Annotated in this window: 12 protein-coding genes and 1 pseudogene; 8 read left to right on the top strand and 5 right to left on the bottom strand. The window is 71.0% G+C overall.

The window, feature by feature from the left end; all coding sequences use genetic code 11:
• Positions 1-179: 179 nt before the first annotated feature.
• The 3 genes and pseudogenes from ACFWM2_RS02230 (at position 180) to ACFWM2_RS02240 (ending at position 2,383) form a co-directional block, all read left to right on the top strand.
• Positions 180-1,646, top strand: a complete 1,467-nt coding sequence (locus ACFWM2_RS02230; RefSeq protein ID WP_383272064.1) for an amino acid permease — start codon at positions 180-182, stop codon at positions 1,644-1,646.
• Position 1,647: 1 nt separating this feature from the next.
• Positions 1,648-1,731, top strand: a pseudogene (locus ACFWM2_RS02235) (Appr-1-p processing protein); the annotation flags it as partial.
• 175 nt (positions 1,732-1,906) lie between these two features.
• Positions 1,907-2,383 (top strand): hypothetical protein, encoded by a 477-nt coding sequence (locus ACFWM2_RS02240; protein ID WP_383272066.1) that lies wholly within the window; start codon positions 1,907-1,909, stop codon positions 2,381-2,383.
• A 266-nt stretch (positions 2,384-2,649) separates the two neighbouring features.
• On the opposite strand, the gene ACFWM2_RS02245 is transcribed toward ACFWM2_RS02240, so the two are convergent.
• Entirely contained in the window at positions 2,650-4,137 is a 1,488-nt protein-coding gene (locus tag ACFWM2_RS02245) for a M1 family metallopeptidase (RefSeq protein WP_383272068.1), read from the bottom strand.
• A 182-nt stretch (positions 4,138-4,319) separates the two neighbouring features.
• Here ACFWM2_RS02245 and ACFWM2_RS02250 point away from each other — a divergent pair, with 182 nt between their 5' ends.
• The 3 genes from ACFWM2_RS02250 (at position 4,320) to ACFWM2_RS02260 (ending at position 9,354) form a co-directional block, all read left to right on the top strand.
• On the top strand, positions 4,320-6,278 hold the full coding sequence (locus ACFWM2_RS02250) for a Xaa-Pro dipeptidyl-peptidase (RefSeq protein WP_383272070.1): 1,959 nt from the start codon (positions 4,320-4,322) through the stop codon (positions 6,276-6,278).
• Entirely contained in the window at positions 6,278-7,558 is a 1,281-nt protein-coding gene (locus ACFWM2_RS02255) for a M14 family metallocarboxypeptidase (RefSeq protein WP_383272072.1), read from the top strand. The genes ACFWM2_RS02250 and ACFWM2_RS02255 overlap by 1 nt, the downstream gene beginning before the upstream one ends.
• A gap of 86 nt (positions 7,559-7,644) precedes the next feature.
• The gene (locus ACFWM2_RS02260) at positions 7,645-9,354 is read left to right on the top strand and encodes a BCCT family transporter (RefSeq protein ID WP_383272074.1); all 1,710 of its coding nucleotides are present in this window, start codon (positions 7,645-7,647) and stop codon (positions 9,352-9,354) included.
• 170 nt (positions 9,355-9,524) lie between these two features.
• Here ACFWM2_RS02260 and ACFWM2_RS02265 read toward each other — a convergent pair whose 3' ends face one another.
• Positions 9,525-10,469, bottom strand: coding sequence for an FAD-dependent oxidoreductase (locus tag ACFWM2_RS02265; RefSeq protein ID WP_383274069.1), 945 nt, complete (start codon positions 10,467-10,469; stop codon positions 9,525-9,527).
• 72 nt (positions 10,470-10,541) lie between these two features.
• On the opposite strand from ACFWM2_RS02265, the gene ACFWM2_RS02270 reads away from it, so the two are divergent.
• Positions 10,542-11,561, top strand: a complete 1,020-nt coding sequence (locus ACFWM2_RS02270; RefSeq protein WP_383272076.1) for an oxidoreductase — start codon at positions 10,542-10,544, stop codon at positions 11,559-11,561.
• A 38-nt stretch (positions 11,562-11,599) separates the two neighbouring features.
• Positions 11,600-13,240 (top strand): ABC-F family ATP-binding cassette domain-containing protein, encoded by a 1,641-nt coding sequence (locus ACFWM2_RS02275; protein WP_383272078.1) that lies wholly within the window; start codon positions 11,600-11,602, stop codon positions 13,238-13,240.
• A gap of 60 nt (positions 13,241-13,300) precedes the next feature.
• On the opposite strand, the gene ACFWM2_RS02280 is transcribed toward ACFWM2_RS02275, so the two are convergent.
• The 3 genes from ACFWM2_RS02280 to ACFWM2_RS02290 all read right to left on the bottom strand — a co-directional run bounded on the left by ACFWM2_RS02280 (position 13,301) and on the right by ACFWM2_RS02290 (position 16,937).
• On the bottom strand, positions 13,301-15,700 hold the full coding sequence (locus ACFWM2_RS02280) for a Tex family protein (RefSeq protein ID WP_383272080.1): 2,400 nt from the start codon (positions 15,698-15,700) through the stop codon (positions 13,301-13,303).
• 169 nt (positions 15,701-15,869) lie between these two features.
• Positions 15,870-16,001: an LPFR motif small protein gene (locus ACFWM2_RS02285; protein WP_383272081.1), complete on the bottom strand. Its 132-nt coding sequence runs from the start codon at positions 15,999-16,001 to the stop codon at positions 15,870-15,872.
• Between the two features lie 72 nt (positions 16,002-16,073).
• Positions 16,074-16,937, bottom strand: a complete 864-nt coding sequence (locus ACFWM2_RS02290) for a hypothetical protein (protein WP_383272083.1) — start codon at positions 16,935-16,937, stop codon at positions 16,074-16,076.
• Positions 16,938-17,005: the final 68 nt, after the last annotated feature.

The following is a 17,005-nucleotide window of genomic DNA, read 5'->3' on the forward strand; positions in this document are numbered from 1 at the left end:
GTCCACTCCTTGATCATCATGTGAGATGCGCCGCTATGTGACATGTGCCACCGCATGCGGGGCGATCTCTGGGGGAAGGTGTCGCCTTGGTCTGTGCTGCGTCGGAACGGGTGCGGGCCGAGGCACATCCGGACACCCGCGTACCGCGTACGCGGGGGCACCAGAGAGTGGATCCACCCGTGAGCAAGGACGCCGTAGACACGGCCATGGCCGCATCCCGCACGGAAGCGGCCCAGCGGCCCGCGGACGCGGGCGACGCCGGTTACAGCAAGGACCTCAAGCCCCGCCACGTCAACATGATCGCGATCGGCGGAGCGATAGGCACCGGACTCTTCCTGGGAGCGGGCGGCCGCCTCCACACCGCAGGCCCCGCCCTCGCCGTCGCCTACCTCGTCTGCGGCGTCTTCGCCTTCTTCGTCGTACGCGCCCTCGGTGAGCTGGTCCTGTACCGGCCCTCCTCCGGGTCCTTCGTGTCGTACGCGCGCGAGTTCCTCGGCGAGAAGGGCGCGTACGTCGCCGGCTGGATGTACTTCCTCAACTGGTCCACGACCGGTATCGCGGACATCACCGCGATCGCGCTCTACACGCACTACTGGAGCCTGTTCACCGACATCCCGCAGTGGACGCTGGCACTGATCGCACTCGCGGTGGTGCTGGCCGTGAACCTGATCTCGGTGAAGATCTTCGGCGAGATGGAGTTCTGGTTCGCGATCATCAAGGTCGCCACGCTGGTCGGCTTCATGCTCATCGGCATCTTCCTGCTGGCCACCCAGCACGAGGTGGGCGGCACTACGCCCGGCGTCAGCGTCATCGCGGACCACGGCGGCCTTCTCCCGCACGGGATGATGCCGGTCGTCCTGGTGATGCAGGGCGTGATCTTCGCGTACGCCGCGCTGGAACTGGTCGGCGTCGCCGCGGGCGAGACCGCCGAGCCGGAGAAGGTCGTCCCGCGCGCGGTGAACTCGATCATGTGGCGCGTGGGCCTCTTCTACGTCGGCTCGGTCGTCCTGCTCGCCCTGCTGCTGCCCGGATCCGTCTACTCGGCCGACCAGAGCCCCTTCGTCACGGTCCTGTCGAAGATCGGTGTCCCAGCGGCCGGCGACGTCATGAACCTGGTGGTCCTCACCGCCGCCATGTCGTCGCTGAACTCCGGCCTGTACTCCACCGGCCGCATCCTGCGCTCCATGGCGATGGCGGGCTCGGCCCCCAAGTTCACCGCGAGGATGAACCGCAGCCAGGTCCCGTACGGCGGCATCCTGCTGACCTGCGCGGTGTGCGTACTGGGCGTCGGCCTGAACTACCTCATGCCGAGCCAGGCCTTCGAGATCGTCCTGAACGTGGCGTCCCTGGGCATCATCAGCACCTGGGTGATCATCATGATCTGTCACCTGGTCTTCGTCCGCCGCGCCAGGGAGGGGCTGGTCGCCCGCCCGTCCTTCCGGCTCCCCGGCAGCCCGTTCACCGAGATCGTCACGATCGTCTTCCTGATCGCCGTGCTCGGCCTGATGTGGAACGACCCCGAGGTGGGCCGCAAGACGCTGGCCCTCATCCCGCTCATCGCCCTCCTGCTGGTCGGCGGCTGGTTCGCGGTCCGCCGCCGGGTCTCCCGCGACGAGGACCAGGAACTGGACAAGCTCACCCACTAGCAAGTGGTCCCGCGTCGAGCCCCTTGTCATCCGGCGGCTGGCGCGGCGGGGGATACCGGTGACGGTGTACGACCACGGGGGCTGAGCGGGGTGCGGTGCCGCGGGGTGGTGCCGTGCCGACGGTGCCGCGGAGCGTGGACCGGACGGGTTCTCGGTGGGTGGCCGACGGCCCGCCCGGACGTGCCGTCGAGGGGTGACTTTCGGTCAACGTCGGCGCAGATGCGCGTTGTTGCGCACGCATGAGCGGGTAGGTCAGGGGTATGGACCTCATTCCGTACCCCATCGGCCCGCTCAACCCGAAGGTGCAGGACCTCGTCTTCGCGCTGCCGTTGTTCGCCCTGTGCTTCCTGCTCCTGGCCCGGCTGCTGCCGCGGATGAACAGGGTCCTGGAGGCGCGGGACGACGCGATCACGGGTGCCGCGGACCGTGCCGCGGCCGTGCGCGCCCGCGCCGAGGGCGAGCGCGACAGGACGGAGGTCCTTTTTGCCGAGGCGCGCCGCGACGCCGCCCGGACGCGTCAGCAGGCCCGCGAGCAGGGGGCCGCCCTGATCGCCGAGGCCCGTGCGGACGGGCAGCGGGAGCGCGATGCGTTCCTGATCGCAGGGCAGGAACGCATCGCGGCCGAACGGCTGGCCGCCGAGGCCGAACTCCGTATGTCCGTCTCGGAGTTGGCCTCGGAGCTGGCGCACCGCATCGTCGGCGAACCGGTGGCGGCCCGCGCCGAGTGGAGCAACTGACGCCGGGCCGGCGGGGCAGCCGACGCCGACCGAGGGGCAACCGATGCCGGGCGAGCGCCGCATGCGCAGGACAATCGACGCCGGGCGACGCCTGCCCGCAACCGGACGAGCGCCACACGCGCGGGGCAACCGACGCCGGCCGACGGGCAACCGACGCCGGGCGACGGACCGGCTGCCCGCCCCGAGCCGGGCGGGGCGGGGCGGGCGAGGCGCTGACCCGGAAACGAATCAGCGCACGGAGAACCGGTCAGCGCACGGAGAACCGGTCAGTGCACGGAGTCGGTCGCCGCGATCTTCTTCCACGACTTCGGCTGGACCGGCGCCTTCGCCGTCCGGGACGAGGTGAGCGACGCACCCGCCGCCGACGCGCTCGGCTTCGACGGCTGGTACAGCCACGTGTCGAAGAGCTCGGCGAGCGGCTTGCCGGACACCTTCTCCGCGAACTTCTGGAAGTCGGCAACCGACGCGTTCCCGTACGGGTGCTCCTTCGGCCAGCCCTTCAGAATGGCGAAGAAGGCGTCGTCCCCGACCTCGTTGCGCAGCTCCTGCACGGCCAGTGCGCCCCGGTCGTACACGGCGATGTCGAACTGGTTGTCCGCACCCGGGTCACCGGGCTCGACCGTCCAGAACGCGTCGTCAGCGGGGTGCGACGCGTACACGTAGTCGGCGAGCTCCTGCGTCGTCCCCTCGCCCTCGTGCTCCGACCACAGCCACTGCGCGTACCGCGCGAAGCCCTCGTTGATCCAGATGTCCTTCCAGCCGGAGAGCGACACGCTGTCGCCGTACCACTGGTGGGCCAGCTCGTGGACGACGACCGAGGTGTTCGACCCGTTCGCGAACTGCTTGGGGCTGTAGAACACGCGCGTCTGGGTCTCCAGCGCGTACCCGGTCGTGGTGTTCGGGACGTATCCGCCGACCGCGCTGAAGGGGTACGGGCCCAGGTAGCCGGTCAGCCAGTCGACGATCTCGCCGGTGCGCTCCACGCTCGCCCGCGCGGCCCCGTCGTTGTCGCCGAGGTCCTTGCTGTAGGCGTTGATGACCGGGATGCCGTCGGACGTCTTCCCTGTCGTGATGTCGAACCTGCCGACCGCCAGCGTGGTCAGATACGTGGCCTGCGGCTTGTTGGAGCGCCAGTTGTAGACGGTCCGGCCCAGCTTCGAACTCGTCGACTGGAGCGTGCCGTTGGAGATCGCCTGCGAACCGTCCGGGACGGACACCGACACGTCGTAGGTCGCCTTGTCGAGCGGGTGGTCGTTGCTCGGGAACCACCACCACGCCGACTCGGGCTCGTCCGCGGCGACGGCGCCGTCCGGGGTGCGGTGCCAGGTGGAGAAGCCGTAGGCGGTCTTGGTGGACGGCACTCCGCTGTAGCGCACCACGATCGTGGCCGCAGTGCCCTTCGGCAGCGGCGTCGCCGGGGTGATCTCCAGTTCGTGCTGGCCCGAGGTCTTGAAGGTCGCCTTCGCGCCGTTGACCCGCACCTCGCTCACATCGAGCAGGAAGTCCAGATTGAACCGGGACAGGTCCTGCTTGGCGGTGGCCAGCAGCGTCGCCGTGCCCTCCAGCTCGTCCGTCTTCGGCTCGTACCGCAGCCGCAGGTCGTAGTGGGAGACGTCGTATCCGCCGTTCCCGTAGGCCGGGTAGTAGGGGTCGCCGATGCCCGGCGCCCCGGGGGAGTAACTGGCCGCCGATGCCGGGATCGCCAGCAGCAGGGAGGCCACGAGTGCGCCCGGGGCGATGAATCTGCGGTGCACGTCAAGCTCCAAGTGGTAGGGGCACGAAGTCTGTTCGGAGCCTATTCAGTCCCGGCTGCCCCGGTCATGTCCATGGCCCCACCCGTCACACGATCGCCATTCGGCCGACATGAGCCATTGCGTCCCATGCACCTTGCAAGAACCCCCTTTTGCGCGGGAGTTGACCGGGGTACCTTCCGCGCATGCCGATACGTGCGCGCCGTGTGCGCCTCACCACCTGGAGATCGCTCGCGACCGCGGCCACCGCCGCCCTGCTGGCCGCCTTCGTGTCCCCCGTCGCCGCCCACAGCGCGCCCCGGGAGAGCACACCGGTCTACTCCTACGAGAACGCCATCCGCGAATCCGTCTGGGTCGACACCGGACTGGACGGCGACAGCGACGGAAAGACCGACCGCGTCGCCGTCGACATCGTCCGCCCCCGCGAACCCGCCCAGCAGGGCCGCAAGGTCCCCGTGATCATGGACGCGAGCCCGTACTACTCCTGCTGCGGACGCGGCAACGAGAGCCAGAAGAAGACGTACGACGCGAACGGCAACGTCGTCCAGATGCCGCTCTTCTACGACAACTACTTCGTGCCGCGCGGCTACGCCTTCGTCGGCGTCGACCTGGCCGGCACCAACCGCTCCGACGGCTGCGTGGACGTCGGCGGCCGCTCCGACGTCCAGTCCGCGAAGGCCGTGATCGACTGGCTGAACGGCCGGGCCAAGGGCTACACCACCCGCACCGGCACCGCGAAGGCCAAGGCCGGCTGGACCAACGGCAAGACCGGCATGATCGGCAAGAGCTACGACGGCACGATCGCCAACGGAGTCGCCGCCACCGGAGTCGAGGGCCTGAAGACGATCGTCCCGATCAGCGCCATCTCCTCCTGGTACGACTACTACTTCGCCAAGGGCGCCCCGCTCTACGACTCCGGCCCCGACTGGCTGTCCGACTACGTGGAGAGCCCGGCCGCCCGCATCCGGTGCGCGGCCGTGCAGCAGAAGCTCGTCGACCAGGCGCCGCGCACCGGTGACTGGACGTCGCTGTGGACCGAACGCGACTACGTGCGCCACGCCGACCGCGTCGAGGCCAGCGTCTTCGTCGTGCACGGCATGCAGGACCTCAACGTGCGCACCAAGCACTTCGGCCAGTGGTGGAGCGCCCTCTCCAAGAACGGCGTCGAGCGCAAGATCTGGCTCTCCCAGACCGGCCACGTCGACCCCTTCGACTTCCGCCGCACCGCCTGGGTCGACACCCTGCACCGCTGGTTCGACCACGAACTCCTCGGCTACGACAACGGCATCGACGACGAGCCCGTGGCCGACATCGAGCGCAGCCCCGACACCTGGGTCACCTCCGCCACCTGGCCGCCGCGCGGCACGGAGAGCGTGAGCCTGCGTCCGGCCACGGGCACCCAGGCCGGCGTCGGCACCCTCGGGCTCCGTAAGCAGTCCGGGACCGAGACCTTCACGGACGACCCGCAGCTCAGCGAGACCGACTGGGCCGCGAACATCGACCGGTCGACCCCCGACAAGGCCGGCTTCGTCACCAAGCCGCTCACCCGCGACCTCCGGCTCTCCGGCTCCTCCAAGGTGACGGTCACGGCCACGCCGACCACGTCCACGGCCCATCTCTCCGCGGTCCTGGTCGACCTGGGCCCGGACACGATCCGCGACTACGCCGCCGCCGGCGAAGGCATCACGACGCTCACCGACCGCACCTGCTGGGGGCCGAGCACCGCCGGGGACACCTCCTGCTTCAAGGAGACACGGGCGACGACGGCGGACGTGGACTACACCGTCTTCAGCCGTGGCTGGGCGGATCTCGGCAACTACGCCTCGGCCACGAAGGGCGTCCCGCTCACACCGGGCAAGGCGTACACGATCACGCTCGACCTGGCGGCCGGCGACCACGTCGTCCCGAAGGGCCACCGGCTCGCGCTCATCGTCGCGGGCACCGACAAGGACCTGATCGACCCGCCGTCGACCACACCGACGCTCACCCTCGACCTGTCCCGTACGTCGGCCCGGGTCCCGCTGGTCGGCGGCGCCGGCGCCTTCACCCGGGCGACGGCCGGCTCCTCCGCCGCGTCGCCCACGTCCGTCCTCGACGGCGTACGCGACCCGCAGGCCCACCGTGTCCCGGGAGACAGCCGCTGATGCCCCTGAGCACCCGCGCCCTGGCCGTGGCGGTCACCGCCACGGCCCTGGCCGCGCCTCTGCTGACCGTGCCCGCCCACGCCACCGCCACCCCGCCGCGCACCGGATTCGAGCGGACCGACGGGGCCCGCTGGACGACACAGCCCGAGGAGCAGGACTTCCTCGCAGCCGTCGACAGGGCGAGCGGCCGGGTGTCCGTCGACCGTATCGGCACCACCCGGCAGGGCCGCCCGCTCCAGCTCGTCCGCGTCGGCGCCCATCGCACGGCGACCACCGTGCTCCTGGTCTGCTCCCAGCACGGTGACGAGCCGTCCGGCCGCGAGGCCTGTCTCACCACGATCCGCGACCTGGCGTACGCCAAGGACCAGCGGACCCAGCGGTTCCTGAAGAGCACCACCCTGCTCGTGGTGCCCACCGCCAACCCCGACGGCCGCGCCGCCGACACCCGTGAGAACAGCGAGGGCGTCGACATCAACCGCGACCACCTCGCCCTCAGGACGGCCGAGGCGCGCGCCATGGCCGCGGTCCTCCGCGACCGCGAACCCGACGTCGTCTACGACCTGCACGAGTACGGCGCCACACCCAAGTACTACGACAAGGACCTCTTCGACCTCTGGCCGCGCAACCTCAACACCGACACTGCCGTGCACGACGCGGCGCACACCCTGTCGCAGGAGTACGTACGGCCCGCCGCCCAGCGGGTCGGCTACTCGACGGGCACGTACGGCATCTGGACCGACCCCGTGACCGGCGACCCGGTCAAGCAGACCGCGGGCGACGGACAGGAGCGCATCCTGCGGAACATGTCGGGCGTCAAGCACTCCGCCGGACTGCTCATCGAAAGCCGCGTCGACGCGCTCACCGACGCCGAGCAGGCGGATCCCGCCCTGAACCACCGGCGCCGGGTCGGCTCCCAACTGGCCGCGCTGGGCGGCCTGTTCACCTTCACCGGTGAACGTGGCCGACGCCTCGCGGCCGCCACCGGAGCGGCCCGGATCGCCGGCTACCGGGACAGCGGGCCGGTGTACCTGGGCGGCGCCGACAACGACCCGGCCGAGCCTGCCGAGGTGATCCAGAACCCGCCCTGCGGGTACCGGCTCACCGCGGAGCAGTTCGCCGACGTGGGCGACGAACTTGCGCTGCACGGCGTCCATGTGCGGCGCGACGCCGACGGCGTCCTCGTGCCGCTGCGACAGTCCCTGCGTGCGCTCGTCCCGCTTCTGCTCGACGAGCGCGCGCCGTACCACCTCGCGGCCGGAGAGCCCGACACCGGCTGCTGAGCCAGGTGATGCGGCGGCACCTGTGATAGGCCGTATGGGCGCAATGGGGCAAAGCGCCCATACGGCTTCCAGGGAAGGTGCCGCCGATGACAGACGACCCGACGGAAAAGGAAGGCCGGGGAGACCCGGCGCACGCCCCCGGCGACACCGGCCAGTCCACCGACCGAGTGGTGTTCGGCGTGACCGCGGCGCTCACCCTGGCCTTCGTGGTCTGGGGTTCGGTCGCCACGGACTCGCTGAAGAGCGTCTCCACCACGATGCTCAACGGGCTGATCCACAACGGCGGTTGGGCCTTCATGCTGGCCGCCTCCTGCTTCGTGGTCTTCGCGCTGTGGCTCGCCGTCAGCCGCTACGGCAGGATCCACCTCGGCGACGAGGGCGAGGAGCCGGAGTTCCGCACCGTGTCATGGGTGGCGATGATGTTCAGCGCCGGCATGGGCATCGGCCTGATGTTCTACGGCGTGAACGAGCCGCTGTCGCACTACGTCACGCCCCCGCCGGGCACCACGCCCGCCGACTCCGGCGAACGCATGGAGACGGCGATGGCCACCACCCTCTTCCACTGGACCCTCCACCCCTGGGCGATCTACGCGGTGGTCGGCCTCGGCATCGCGTACAGCACCTTCCGCAAGCGCCGGCGCCAGACCATCAGCGCGGTCTTCACCCCGCTCATCGGCGAGCGGCACGCCAACGGCACCGCGGGCCGGGTGATCGACATTCTGGCGATCATCGCCACCGTCTTCGGCTCGGCGGCCTCACTGGGCCTCGGTGCGCTGCAGATCGGCTCCGGTTTCAAGGAACTGGACTGGATGGCCAAGGTGAGCACGACCCTGCTCGTGACCATCATCGGTGTCCTGACCGTGGCGTTCGTCGCCTCGGCCGTGTCCGGTGTGGAGAAGGGCATCCAGTGGCTGTCCAACATCAACATGGTGCTCGCGCTGGTGCTCGCCGTGTTCGTGTTCATCGCGGGCCCGACCATCGTGGTCCTCGACCTGCTGCCCACGTCGATCTTCGCCTACCTCGGTGATCTACCCCAGCTCGCCGGCCGCACCGAGGCGAGCGGCGGCAAGGGAGTCGCGGAGTGGCTGGGCAGCTGGACCGTCTTCTACTGGGCGTGGTGGATCTCCTGGACGCCCTTCGTCGGCATGTTCATCGCCCGGATCAGCCGCGGCCGCACCATCCGGCAGTTCGTCGGCGGTGTCATCCTCGTCCCGAGCAGCGTCAGTCTGGTCTGGTTCGCGGTCTTCGGCGGTACGGCGATGAAGCTCGAGGAGAACGGGCAGCTCGGCGGTGAGTCGACTCCCGAGGGCCAACTCTTCGGTGTGTTGCACGAGTTCCCCGTCGCCACCGCCTCCAGCCTGCTGGTGATGATCCTGGTGGGCATCTTCTTCGTCTCGGGCGCCGACGCCGCCTCGATCGTGATGGGCACCCTCTCCCAGAAGGGCGCTCTCGAACCGGCCCGTGTCGTCGTGGTGTTCTGGGGCGTCGTGACCGGAGCCGTCGCCGCCATCATGCTGCTCGTCGGCAGCGGCCAGGGCGACGCCCTCACCGGGCTGCAGAACCTCACGATCCTCGCCGCCGCGCCTTTCGTGCTCGTCATGATCGGGATGTGCGTGGCCCTCATGCGCGACCTGCGCCGGGATCCGCTCATCGTGCGGGGCGAGATGGGCGCCGAGGCCGTCGCCCTCGCCGTGATCGAGGGGCACAAGAGGTACGACGGCGAATTCGAGATCAGGGTGGGACCGGGCGCCGGCACGGACAAGGAGGGCGATCCGCTGGGGCACGACCACGGCTGAGCCGTCGGAGCCGGTGCCCGGCCCCGACGGCACGCTCACGACGCGGCCGGGGCCGGGAGCGGGGCTCGCGCCGGGCCGGGCGGGTCCTCCATGGACCGCGCGAACCGGGCTCCGCTCCGCAGCGGATCACGCGTCGGCTCAGCGGGAGGCGAGTGCCGCCTCGCGTCGGCTCAGCGGGAGGCGAGTGCCGCCGCCTCCCGCGCGCAGCCCCAGGCCACCGTGACGCCCCCGCCACCGTGACCGTAGTTGTGCACCAACAGCCGTCCGTCGGCGAGCGGTTCACGCTCGATGCGCACCGCGTGGCGGACCGGCCGCAGCCCCACCCGGTGGTCGAGCACGCGCGCCCCGGCGATCTCGGGGCGCAGCGCCGCGCACCGCGCGACGATCCGGGCGGCCACCGCCGGGTCGGGCGACAGCGACCACTCGTCCTCATCGGCCGTGCCGCCCAGGATCAGCCGGTCGGGGTGCGGGAAGAAGTACGTGGTTGTCCCCGCCGTCGCGTCGGTGGAGACGAGATAGGTCCGGATGCCGGGGTTCTCGACGATCACGAGCTGCCCGCGCACCGGCCGCACCGCCGGATCCGGTACGAGCTCGCGGGCGCCCAGCCCCGTGCAGTTGACGACGACCGGCGCCCCGGCCTCCGCGAGATCCGCCACCGTGCGCGTCTCGATCACCCCGCCCGACTTCAGGAACCGCTCCCGCAGCCACCGCAGGTGCACCGGCATGTCGATCAGCGGCAGCCGCGCCCACAGCCCCGTACCGGCGTACTCCTCGGCCGTCGACGCCCGCAGTCCCGGTATGCGGCTGGTCCACCCGTCCTGCTCGTCCACTCGCGACTCGCCCTGTACGCCCTCGACCAGGCGTACGCCGGTTTCCTCGGGATGCCGCGCCAACTCCTCGTAGACCGTGAGTGATTGAAGCGCCCATGCACGGGCCTTCGCCTCCGGCTCGATGCGGTAGGGCCACCACAGCGCGCCCGCAACCGCCGAGGTGGTGCGCTCGGCGGGCTCCCGCGTCCACACCCTCACCCGTCGGCCGCTCTCGGCCAGGACGACAGCCGTCGTCAGCCCGATGACGCCGCTGCCGACCACGATCACATCGCCGCTCAAGTCCATGTCCACGCGGGGACGTTAGCGGAATATGTCATGCCGTGCTCACATCAGGCTCACTCTGGGAATACTCACACCATGTCCCCCGAGTATGCGACCTTCGGCCTGGCACCGGCGATGCGTGCCGGTGGAGTCCTCGCCAACGGTGACTACCAAGTGCACCGGGACTTCGTCGACTTCGTCGTCGACGGACGTCCCCTGCTGTTCCAGCTCTCCGACCTCGACGCCGTCTCCCCGCTCGCCTCCGACGTACCGCCCGCGATCTTCTCCGAGCAGGTGCGCAGCCTTCTGCTGGAGGCCGGGGCACCCCTGGCCGACGGCCGCTACGTCATCTACGGCTGTCCCGAGTGCGAGGGCATCGGCTGCGGAGCCGTCACCGCGGTGATCGAGCGGGCCGGCGACGACTTCGTCTGGCGCGACTTCGCCTGGCAGACCGATGAGCGGGCGGACCTGGAGCTCAACGGCTACCACGGAATCGGCCCGTTCCGTTTCCACGGCGGCGAGTACCGCAGCGCCCTGAGCTCCCTGCTCGACAGTGACGGCGGCGCCGGGCGCCGGGTCCTGCTCATCGGCGCCCGCGTCGCCGTCCTCGCCAAGCTCGCCGCCGCCCTGCGCACCATCGGCATCGGCGCCGACATCACGCACGACGCCGCCGACGTCCCGGCCGACGAACTGCGCGGCTACGGTGCGGTGGCCTTCGGCCGCGCCGTCGGCGAGCAGGAACGTGCCGCCGTACGCCGGTCCTTCGACCGCGCCGAGGTCGACGTCGCGTACGTCGACGGCCTGGCCCCCGTCATCCCGCTCCTCGTCGCCCAGATCGAACACGCGCTGGACCGCCGCCCCCTCGAACTGCGCCGCCTCACCCGGCTGATCGCCGCCGACGGCGAGGCCGCGGTCGAGGTCACCTCCACCTGCCGCGTCCGGCTGACCGCCTACCGTCTCGACCGCCTGTACCGCACCCACGTCCACGAGGTCTTCGACGACATCCTCGAAACGGGCCGCCATCGCATCGCCCTCGACGCGAAGGCCGTCAAGGGGGAGTCCTTCGTGGTGGCGCGGACCTCGGGGAGCGTGCTGGTGACGGCGATGGCGCGCTGAGCAGGCGCGCAGCCGCACTCGGTAGGATCGGGCTCCTGATGACTGCCACTCTCGTCGCCAAGAATCTCGCCGCCGGACACGGCGACCGCTCGCTCTTCTCCGGACTCGACCTCGTCGTCGCGCCCGGAGACGTGATCGGGCTCGTCGGTGCCAATGGCGCGGGCAAATCCACGTTGCTGCGGCTGCTCGCCGGACTGCTCGCCCCGGAGGAGGGGGAGCTGCGGCTCTCCCCGCCGAGCGCGACCGTCGGACATCTGCCGCAGGAGCCGGAGCGCCGGCCCGGCGAGACCGTGCGGGAGTTCCTCGCCCGCCGCACCGGCATCGCCGAGGCACAGCGCGTGATGGACGAGGCGACCCAGGGCCTCGTGGACGGGACGCCGGGAGCGGACGACGCGTACGCCACCTCCCTGGAGCGCTGGCTCGGCCTCGGCGGCGCCGACCTCGACGAACGTTCCGAGGAGGTCGCCGACTCCCTCGGCCTCGGCGTCGGCCTCGACCAGCTGATGACCTCGCTGTCCGGCGGCCAGGCCGCCCGCGCGGGACTCGCCTCGCTCCTGCTGTCCCGCTACGACGTGTTCCTGCTCGACGAGCCCACGAACGATCTCGATCTGGACGGCCTGGAACGGCTCGAACGCTTCGTGAGCGGCCTGCGCGCGGGCACCGTCGTCGTCAGCCACGACCGCGAGTTCCTCACCCGCACGGTGACCAAGGTCCTCGAACTCGACCACGCACAGCAGCAGATCACCCTGTACGGCGGTGGCTACGAGGCCTACCTGGAAGAGCGCGAGACCGCCCGCCGGCACGCCCGCGACGACTACGAGGAGTACTCCGACAAGCGGTCCGCGCTGGAGGGCCGGGCCCAGATGCAGCGCTCCTGGATGGACAAGGGCGTCAAGAACGCCCGGCGCAAGGCGAACAGCGACAACGACAAGATCGGCCGCAAGTTCCGCAGCGAGGCCAGCGAGAAGCAGGCCGCGAAGGCCCGGCAGACGCAGCGCATGATCGAGCGCCTCGACACCGTCGACGAGCCGCGCAAGGAGTGGGAGCTGCGGATGGAGATCGCGGCCGCGCCCCGGTCGGGCGCCGTCGTCGCCACGCTGCGGGACGCCGAGGTGCGGCGCGGCGACTTCACCTTCGGCCCCGCGACGCTGCAGATCGACTGGGCGGACCGGGTCGCCGTCACCGGCGCGAACGGTGCCGGCAAGTCGACGCTCCTCGCCGCCCTGCTGGGCCGGGTGCCGCTGGACGCGGGACACGCCGTCCTCGGCTCCGGCGTGGTCGTCGGCGAGGTCGACCAGGCGCGCAAGCTGTTCCACGGGCCGGAGTCCCTGCTCGACGCGTTCGGCGCGGCCGTACCGGACACGGAGCCGGCCGAAGTCCGCACGCTGCTGGCCAAGTTCGGCCTCAAGGCGGAGCACGTGCTGCGTCCGGCCGCGACCCTCTCGCCGGGCGAGCGCACCCGCTCCGCCCTCGCCCTGCTCCAGGGCCGGGGCGTGAACCTCCTCGTCCTCGACGAGCCGACGAACCACCTCGACCTGCCGGCCATCGAGCAGCTGGAATCGGCCCTGGACTCGTACGAGGGCACACTGCTCCTGGTCACCCACGACCGCCGGATGCTGGACGCGGTCCGCACCACCCGCCGCCTGGAGGTCGCGGACGGCAAGGTCACGGAGCGGTAGCTCACCGCCTGCCCCGCCCGTGCCGGGTTCCCGTCTACCGGGAACCCGGCTGCCGGAAGGTCAGCCCCGGCCCCGCTTGGGATCCGTCAGCCCCGCCCGCCGCAACGCGTCCGCCATCGCGCTGTTGGCCGGCGGCGGCGCCTGCCGCGATCCCCCGCCGGAGCGGCCCTGCCCCTGACGCGGCTGGCCCTGGCGCGACGACTGCTGCTGTCGCTGCTGAGGCGGCCGGCCGCCACGCTGGGGCCGCCCGCCCTCCTGCGGCTCCGCGGCCGCCGCCTCGTCGTCGAGCCGCAGCGTCAGCGAGATCCGCTTCCGCGGAATGTCGACCTCCAGCACCTTCACCTTGACGATGTCCCCGGACTTCACGACGTCCCGGGGGTCCTTGACGAAGGTCTTGGACATCGCCGACACATGCACCAGACCGTCCTGGTGGACGCCCACATCCACGAACGCCCCGAACGCGGCCACGTTGGTGACGACACCCTCCAGCACCATCCCGGACGCCAGGTCGGAGAGCTTCTCGACACCGTCCTTGAAGGTCGCCGTCCTGAAGGCGGGCCGCGGGTCGCGCCCGGGCTTCTCCAGCTCCTTGAGGATGTCCGTCACGGTCGGCAGACCGAACGTCTCGTCCACGAAGTCCGCCGGCTTCAGCGAGCGCAGCACTCCGGTGTTGCCGACGAGGGAAGCGACCTCGCTGCCCGCCGTCTTCACCATGCGCCGTACGACGGGGTACGCCTCGGGGTGCACGCTGGACGCGTCCAGCGGGTCCTCGCCGTCACGGATCCGCAGGAAGCCCGCGCACTGCTCGTACGCCTTCGGACCGAGCCGGGCCACGTCCTTGAGCGCCTTGCGGGACCGGAAGGGCCCGTTCGCGTCACGGTGCGCCACGATGTTCTCGGCGAGGCCGGAGGTGATGCCGGAGACGCGGGAGAGCAGCGGCGCGGAGGCCGTGTTGACGTCCACGCCCACGCCGTTCACACAGTCCTCGACCACGGCGTCGAGGGAGCGCGACAGCTTCACCTCGGACAGGTCGTGCTGGTACTGCCCGACGCCGATCGACTTCGGGTCGATCTTCACCAGCTCGGCCAGCGGGTCCTGGAGCCGGCGGGCGATGGACACCGCTCCGCGCAGCGAAACGTCCATGTCGGGCAGCTCCTGCGAGGCGAACGCGGACGCCGAGTACACCGACGCGCCCGCCTCCGAGACCATCACCTTGGTGAGCTTCAACTCCGGGTGCTTCGTGATGAGTTCACCGGCGAGCTTGTCCGTCTCGCGGGACGCCGTGCCGTTGCCGATGGCGATCAGGTCGACCGCGTGCTGCTGGGAGAGCCGGGCCAGCTTGGCGATGGCCTCGTCCCACCTGTTGGCCGGGACGTGCGGATGGATGACGTCCGTGGCGACGACCTTGCCGGTCGCGTCGACCACGGCCACCTTGACGCCCGTACGGAAGCCGGGGTCGAGCCCGAGCGTCGCGCGCGTGCCGGCGGGGGCGGCGAGCAGCAGGTCCCGCAGGTTCGTCGCGAACACGTTGACCGCCGCGTCCTCGGCGGTCGTCCGCAGCCGCAGCCGCACATCGATTCCGAGATGCACCAGGATGCGGGTCCGCCAGGACCAACGGACCGTGTCCGTCAGCCACTTGTCGCCCGGACGGCCGCGGTCGGCGACCCCGAAGCGATGGGCGATCATTCCCTCGTACGAGGACGGACCGGGCTGCTCGGAGGGCTCCTCCGGCTCCAGGACGAGGTCGAGCACGTCCTCCTTCTCGCCGCGCAGCATCGCGAGGACCCGGTGCGAGGGCAGCTGGGTGAAGGGCTCGGCGAAGTCGAAGTAGTCGGCGAACTTGGCGCCCGCCTCCTCCTTGCCCTCCTTGACCTTGGCGGCCAGCCGCCCGCGCGTCCACATCCGCTCACGCAGCTCGCCGATCAGGTCGGCGTCCTCCGAGAACCGCTCGGCGAGGATGGCCCGGGCGCCGTCCAACGCGGCCTGCGCGTCGGCGATCCCCTTGCCCTCGTCGACGAACGCGGCGGCCGCGGCGAGCGGATCGACCGACGGGTCGCCGAGGAGCCCCTCCGCCAGCGGCTCCAGGCCGGCCTCACGGGCGATCTGCGCCTTCGTGCGCCGCTTCGGCTTGAAGGGCAGGTAGATGTCCTCCAGCCGCGCCTTGGTCTCGGCGCCGCGGATCCGCGCCGCCAGCTCCTCGGTGAGCTTGCCCTGCTCGGTGACCGATTCGAGGATCGCCGTCCGGCGCTCCTCCAGCTCCCGCAGATAACGCAGCCGCTCCTCGAGCGTGCGCAGCTGCGCATCGTCGAGCATCTCGGTCGCTTCCTTGCGGTAGCGGGCGATGAAGGGCACCGTCGATCCGCCGTCGAGCAAGTCGACGGCGGCCTTGACCTGCCGCTCCCGTACGCCGAGTTCCTCGGCGATCCTGCCTTCGATGGACCCTACGAGGGGTGTCGTCACGATCCCGTACCGCCTTCTCCACAGAGGTTGCGCGGCAATTGTGGCAGGTGGCACCGACAGCGGGGGATCAGGGCGGCCCCGCAGACGTGCCGGGAGCCGGACGCGTTGGTCGCGTCCGGCTCCCGAGCCGAGGTCGTGGCGGCCCCGGCGAGGCGGGGCCGTGCTGTGGTCAGGCCCTGCGGCCTCCACCGGAGCCGGAGGCTCCGCCGAACAACCGGGCCAGCGCCCGGAACGGAAGCGTCACCACTGTGGCGATGGCACCGCCGATCTGCCGCAATACGTCTGCGATCGCACGAAACACGCGCTTCCCCTTTCGTCTCCCGGCACGGACTCCCGCTCGGACGCGAACGAAGCCGGGTGACGAACGAGTACCTCAGTCCTTGCCGATCATGCCTTCGGGGAACGCCCCATTCGCCAGAGCCGTGGTCAGCACCACCTTGGCCAGCTCCGTGAGCCGCTCGACGCCCGCCGCGCCCAGCTGTTCGTAGGGGGCCCGGTCCAGCCGGTCCGTATCCGCCTCGATCGTCGCGCGCAGGGCCACGCCGGCCTCGGTCAGCTCGCCCTCCGCGTCCAGCAGCCCGCGCCCGCGCAGCCGGGCCACCGCCGCCTCCCAGTCCGCCCGGGTCCAGCCCCGGGTCGCGAGCGCCCACCGCGGCGCCATGCCCTTGCCGGTCGCGGTGTGGCTCACCAGTGCCTCGACCGGGTCGAGTTCGGCGCCGAGCAGCACCGCGAGGTGGCCGTCGCCGCGGTGTTCGCGCAGCAGGGTGGCCGCGTGCCAGAGCGCCAGGTGCGGCTCCTCGGGCACGGGCAGATCGGCGTGCGCGGCGTACAGGGGGCGTGCGGTCCGCACGCACGCCTCGGTGGCCCGCAGTGCGAGCTCCGCAGCCTCGGCCGTCTCCTTGGCGGCGATCAGCTCCTCGCCGAGCAGCCGCCGCAGGGTGGTGTCCACGGCACGCACGCGTGCGGCGAGGACGGTCTCCGGGGACGCGGACCGCCACACCCCGGGCACGTGCCCGGACACCAGCTCGTGGCTGAAGTTGTAGAACGTCGCCGTCACCGTGCCGGGGCCCACGGCGCCCATGGCGGCGGCCCGTGCGGCGAAGTACGCGCCCCTGTCGTCGTCGATCCCGACCGCGGCCAGCTCACGCCCCAGGTCGGGGGAGAAGTAGTGCATCGAGTGCAGCGGGTTGAGGACGTTGTGGCAGCGCCGCCCGGCGCGCTCCGGCAGAGAGGTCATGAGAGCACATTACCGACTGGTCGGTACGCGAGGAACCGTGGTGCGCGCATGTCAGGAAAGGTGGGGTG

The sequence above is a fragment of the Streptomyces sp. NPDC058371 genome, from assembly GCF_042723265.1.
In the GTDB taxonomy this organism is placed as follows: Bacteria; Actinomycetota; Actinomycetes; order Streptomycetales; family Streptomycetaceae; genus Streptomyces.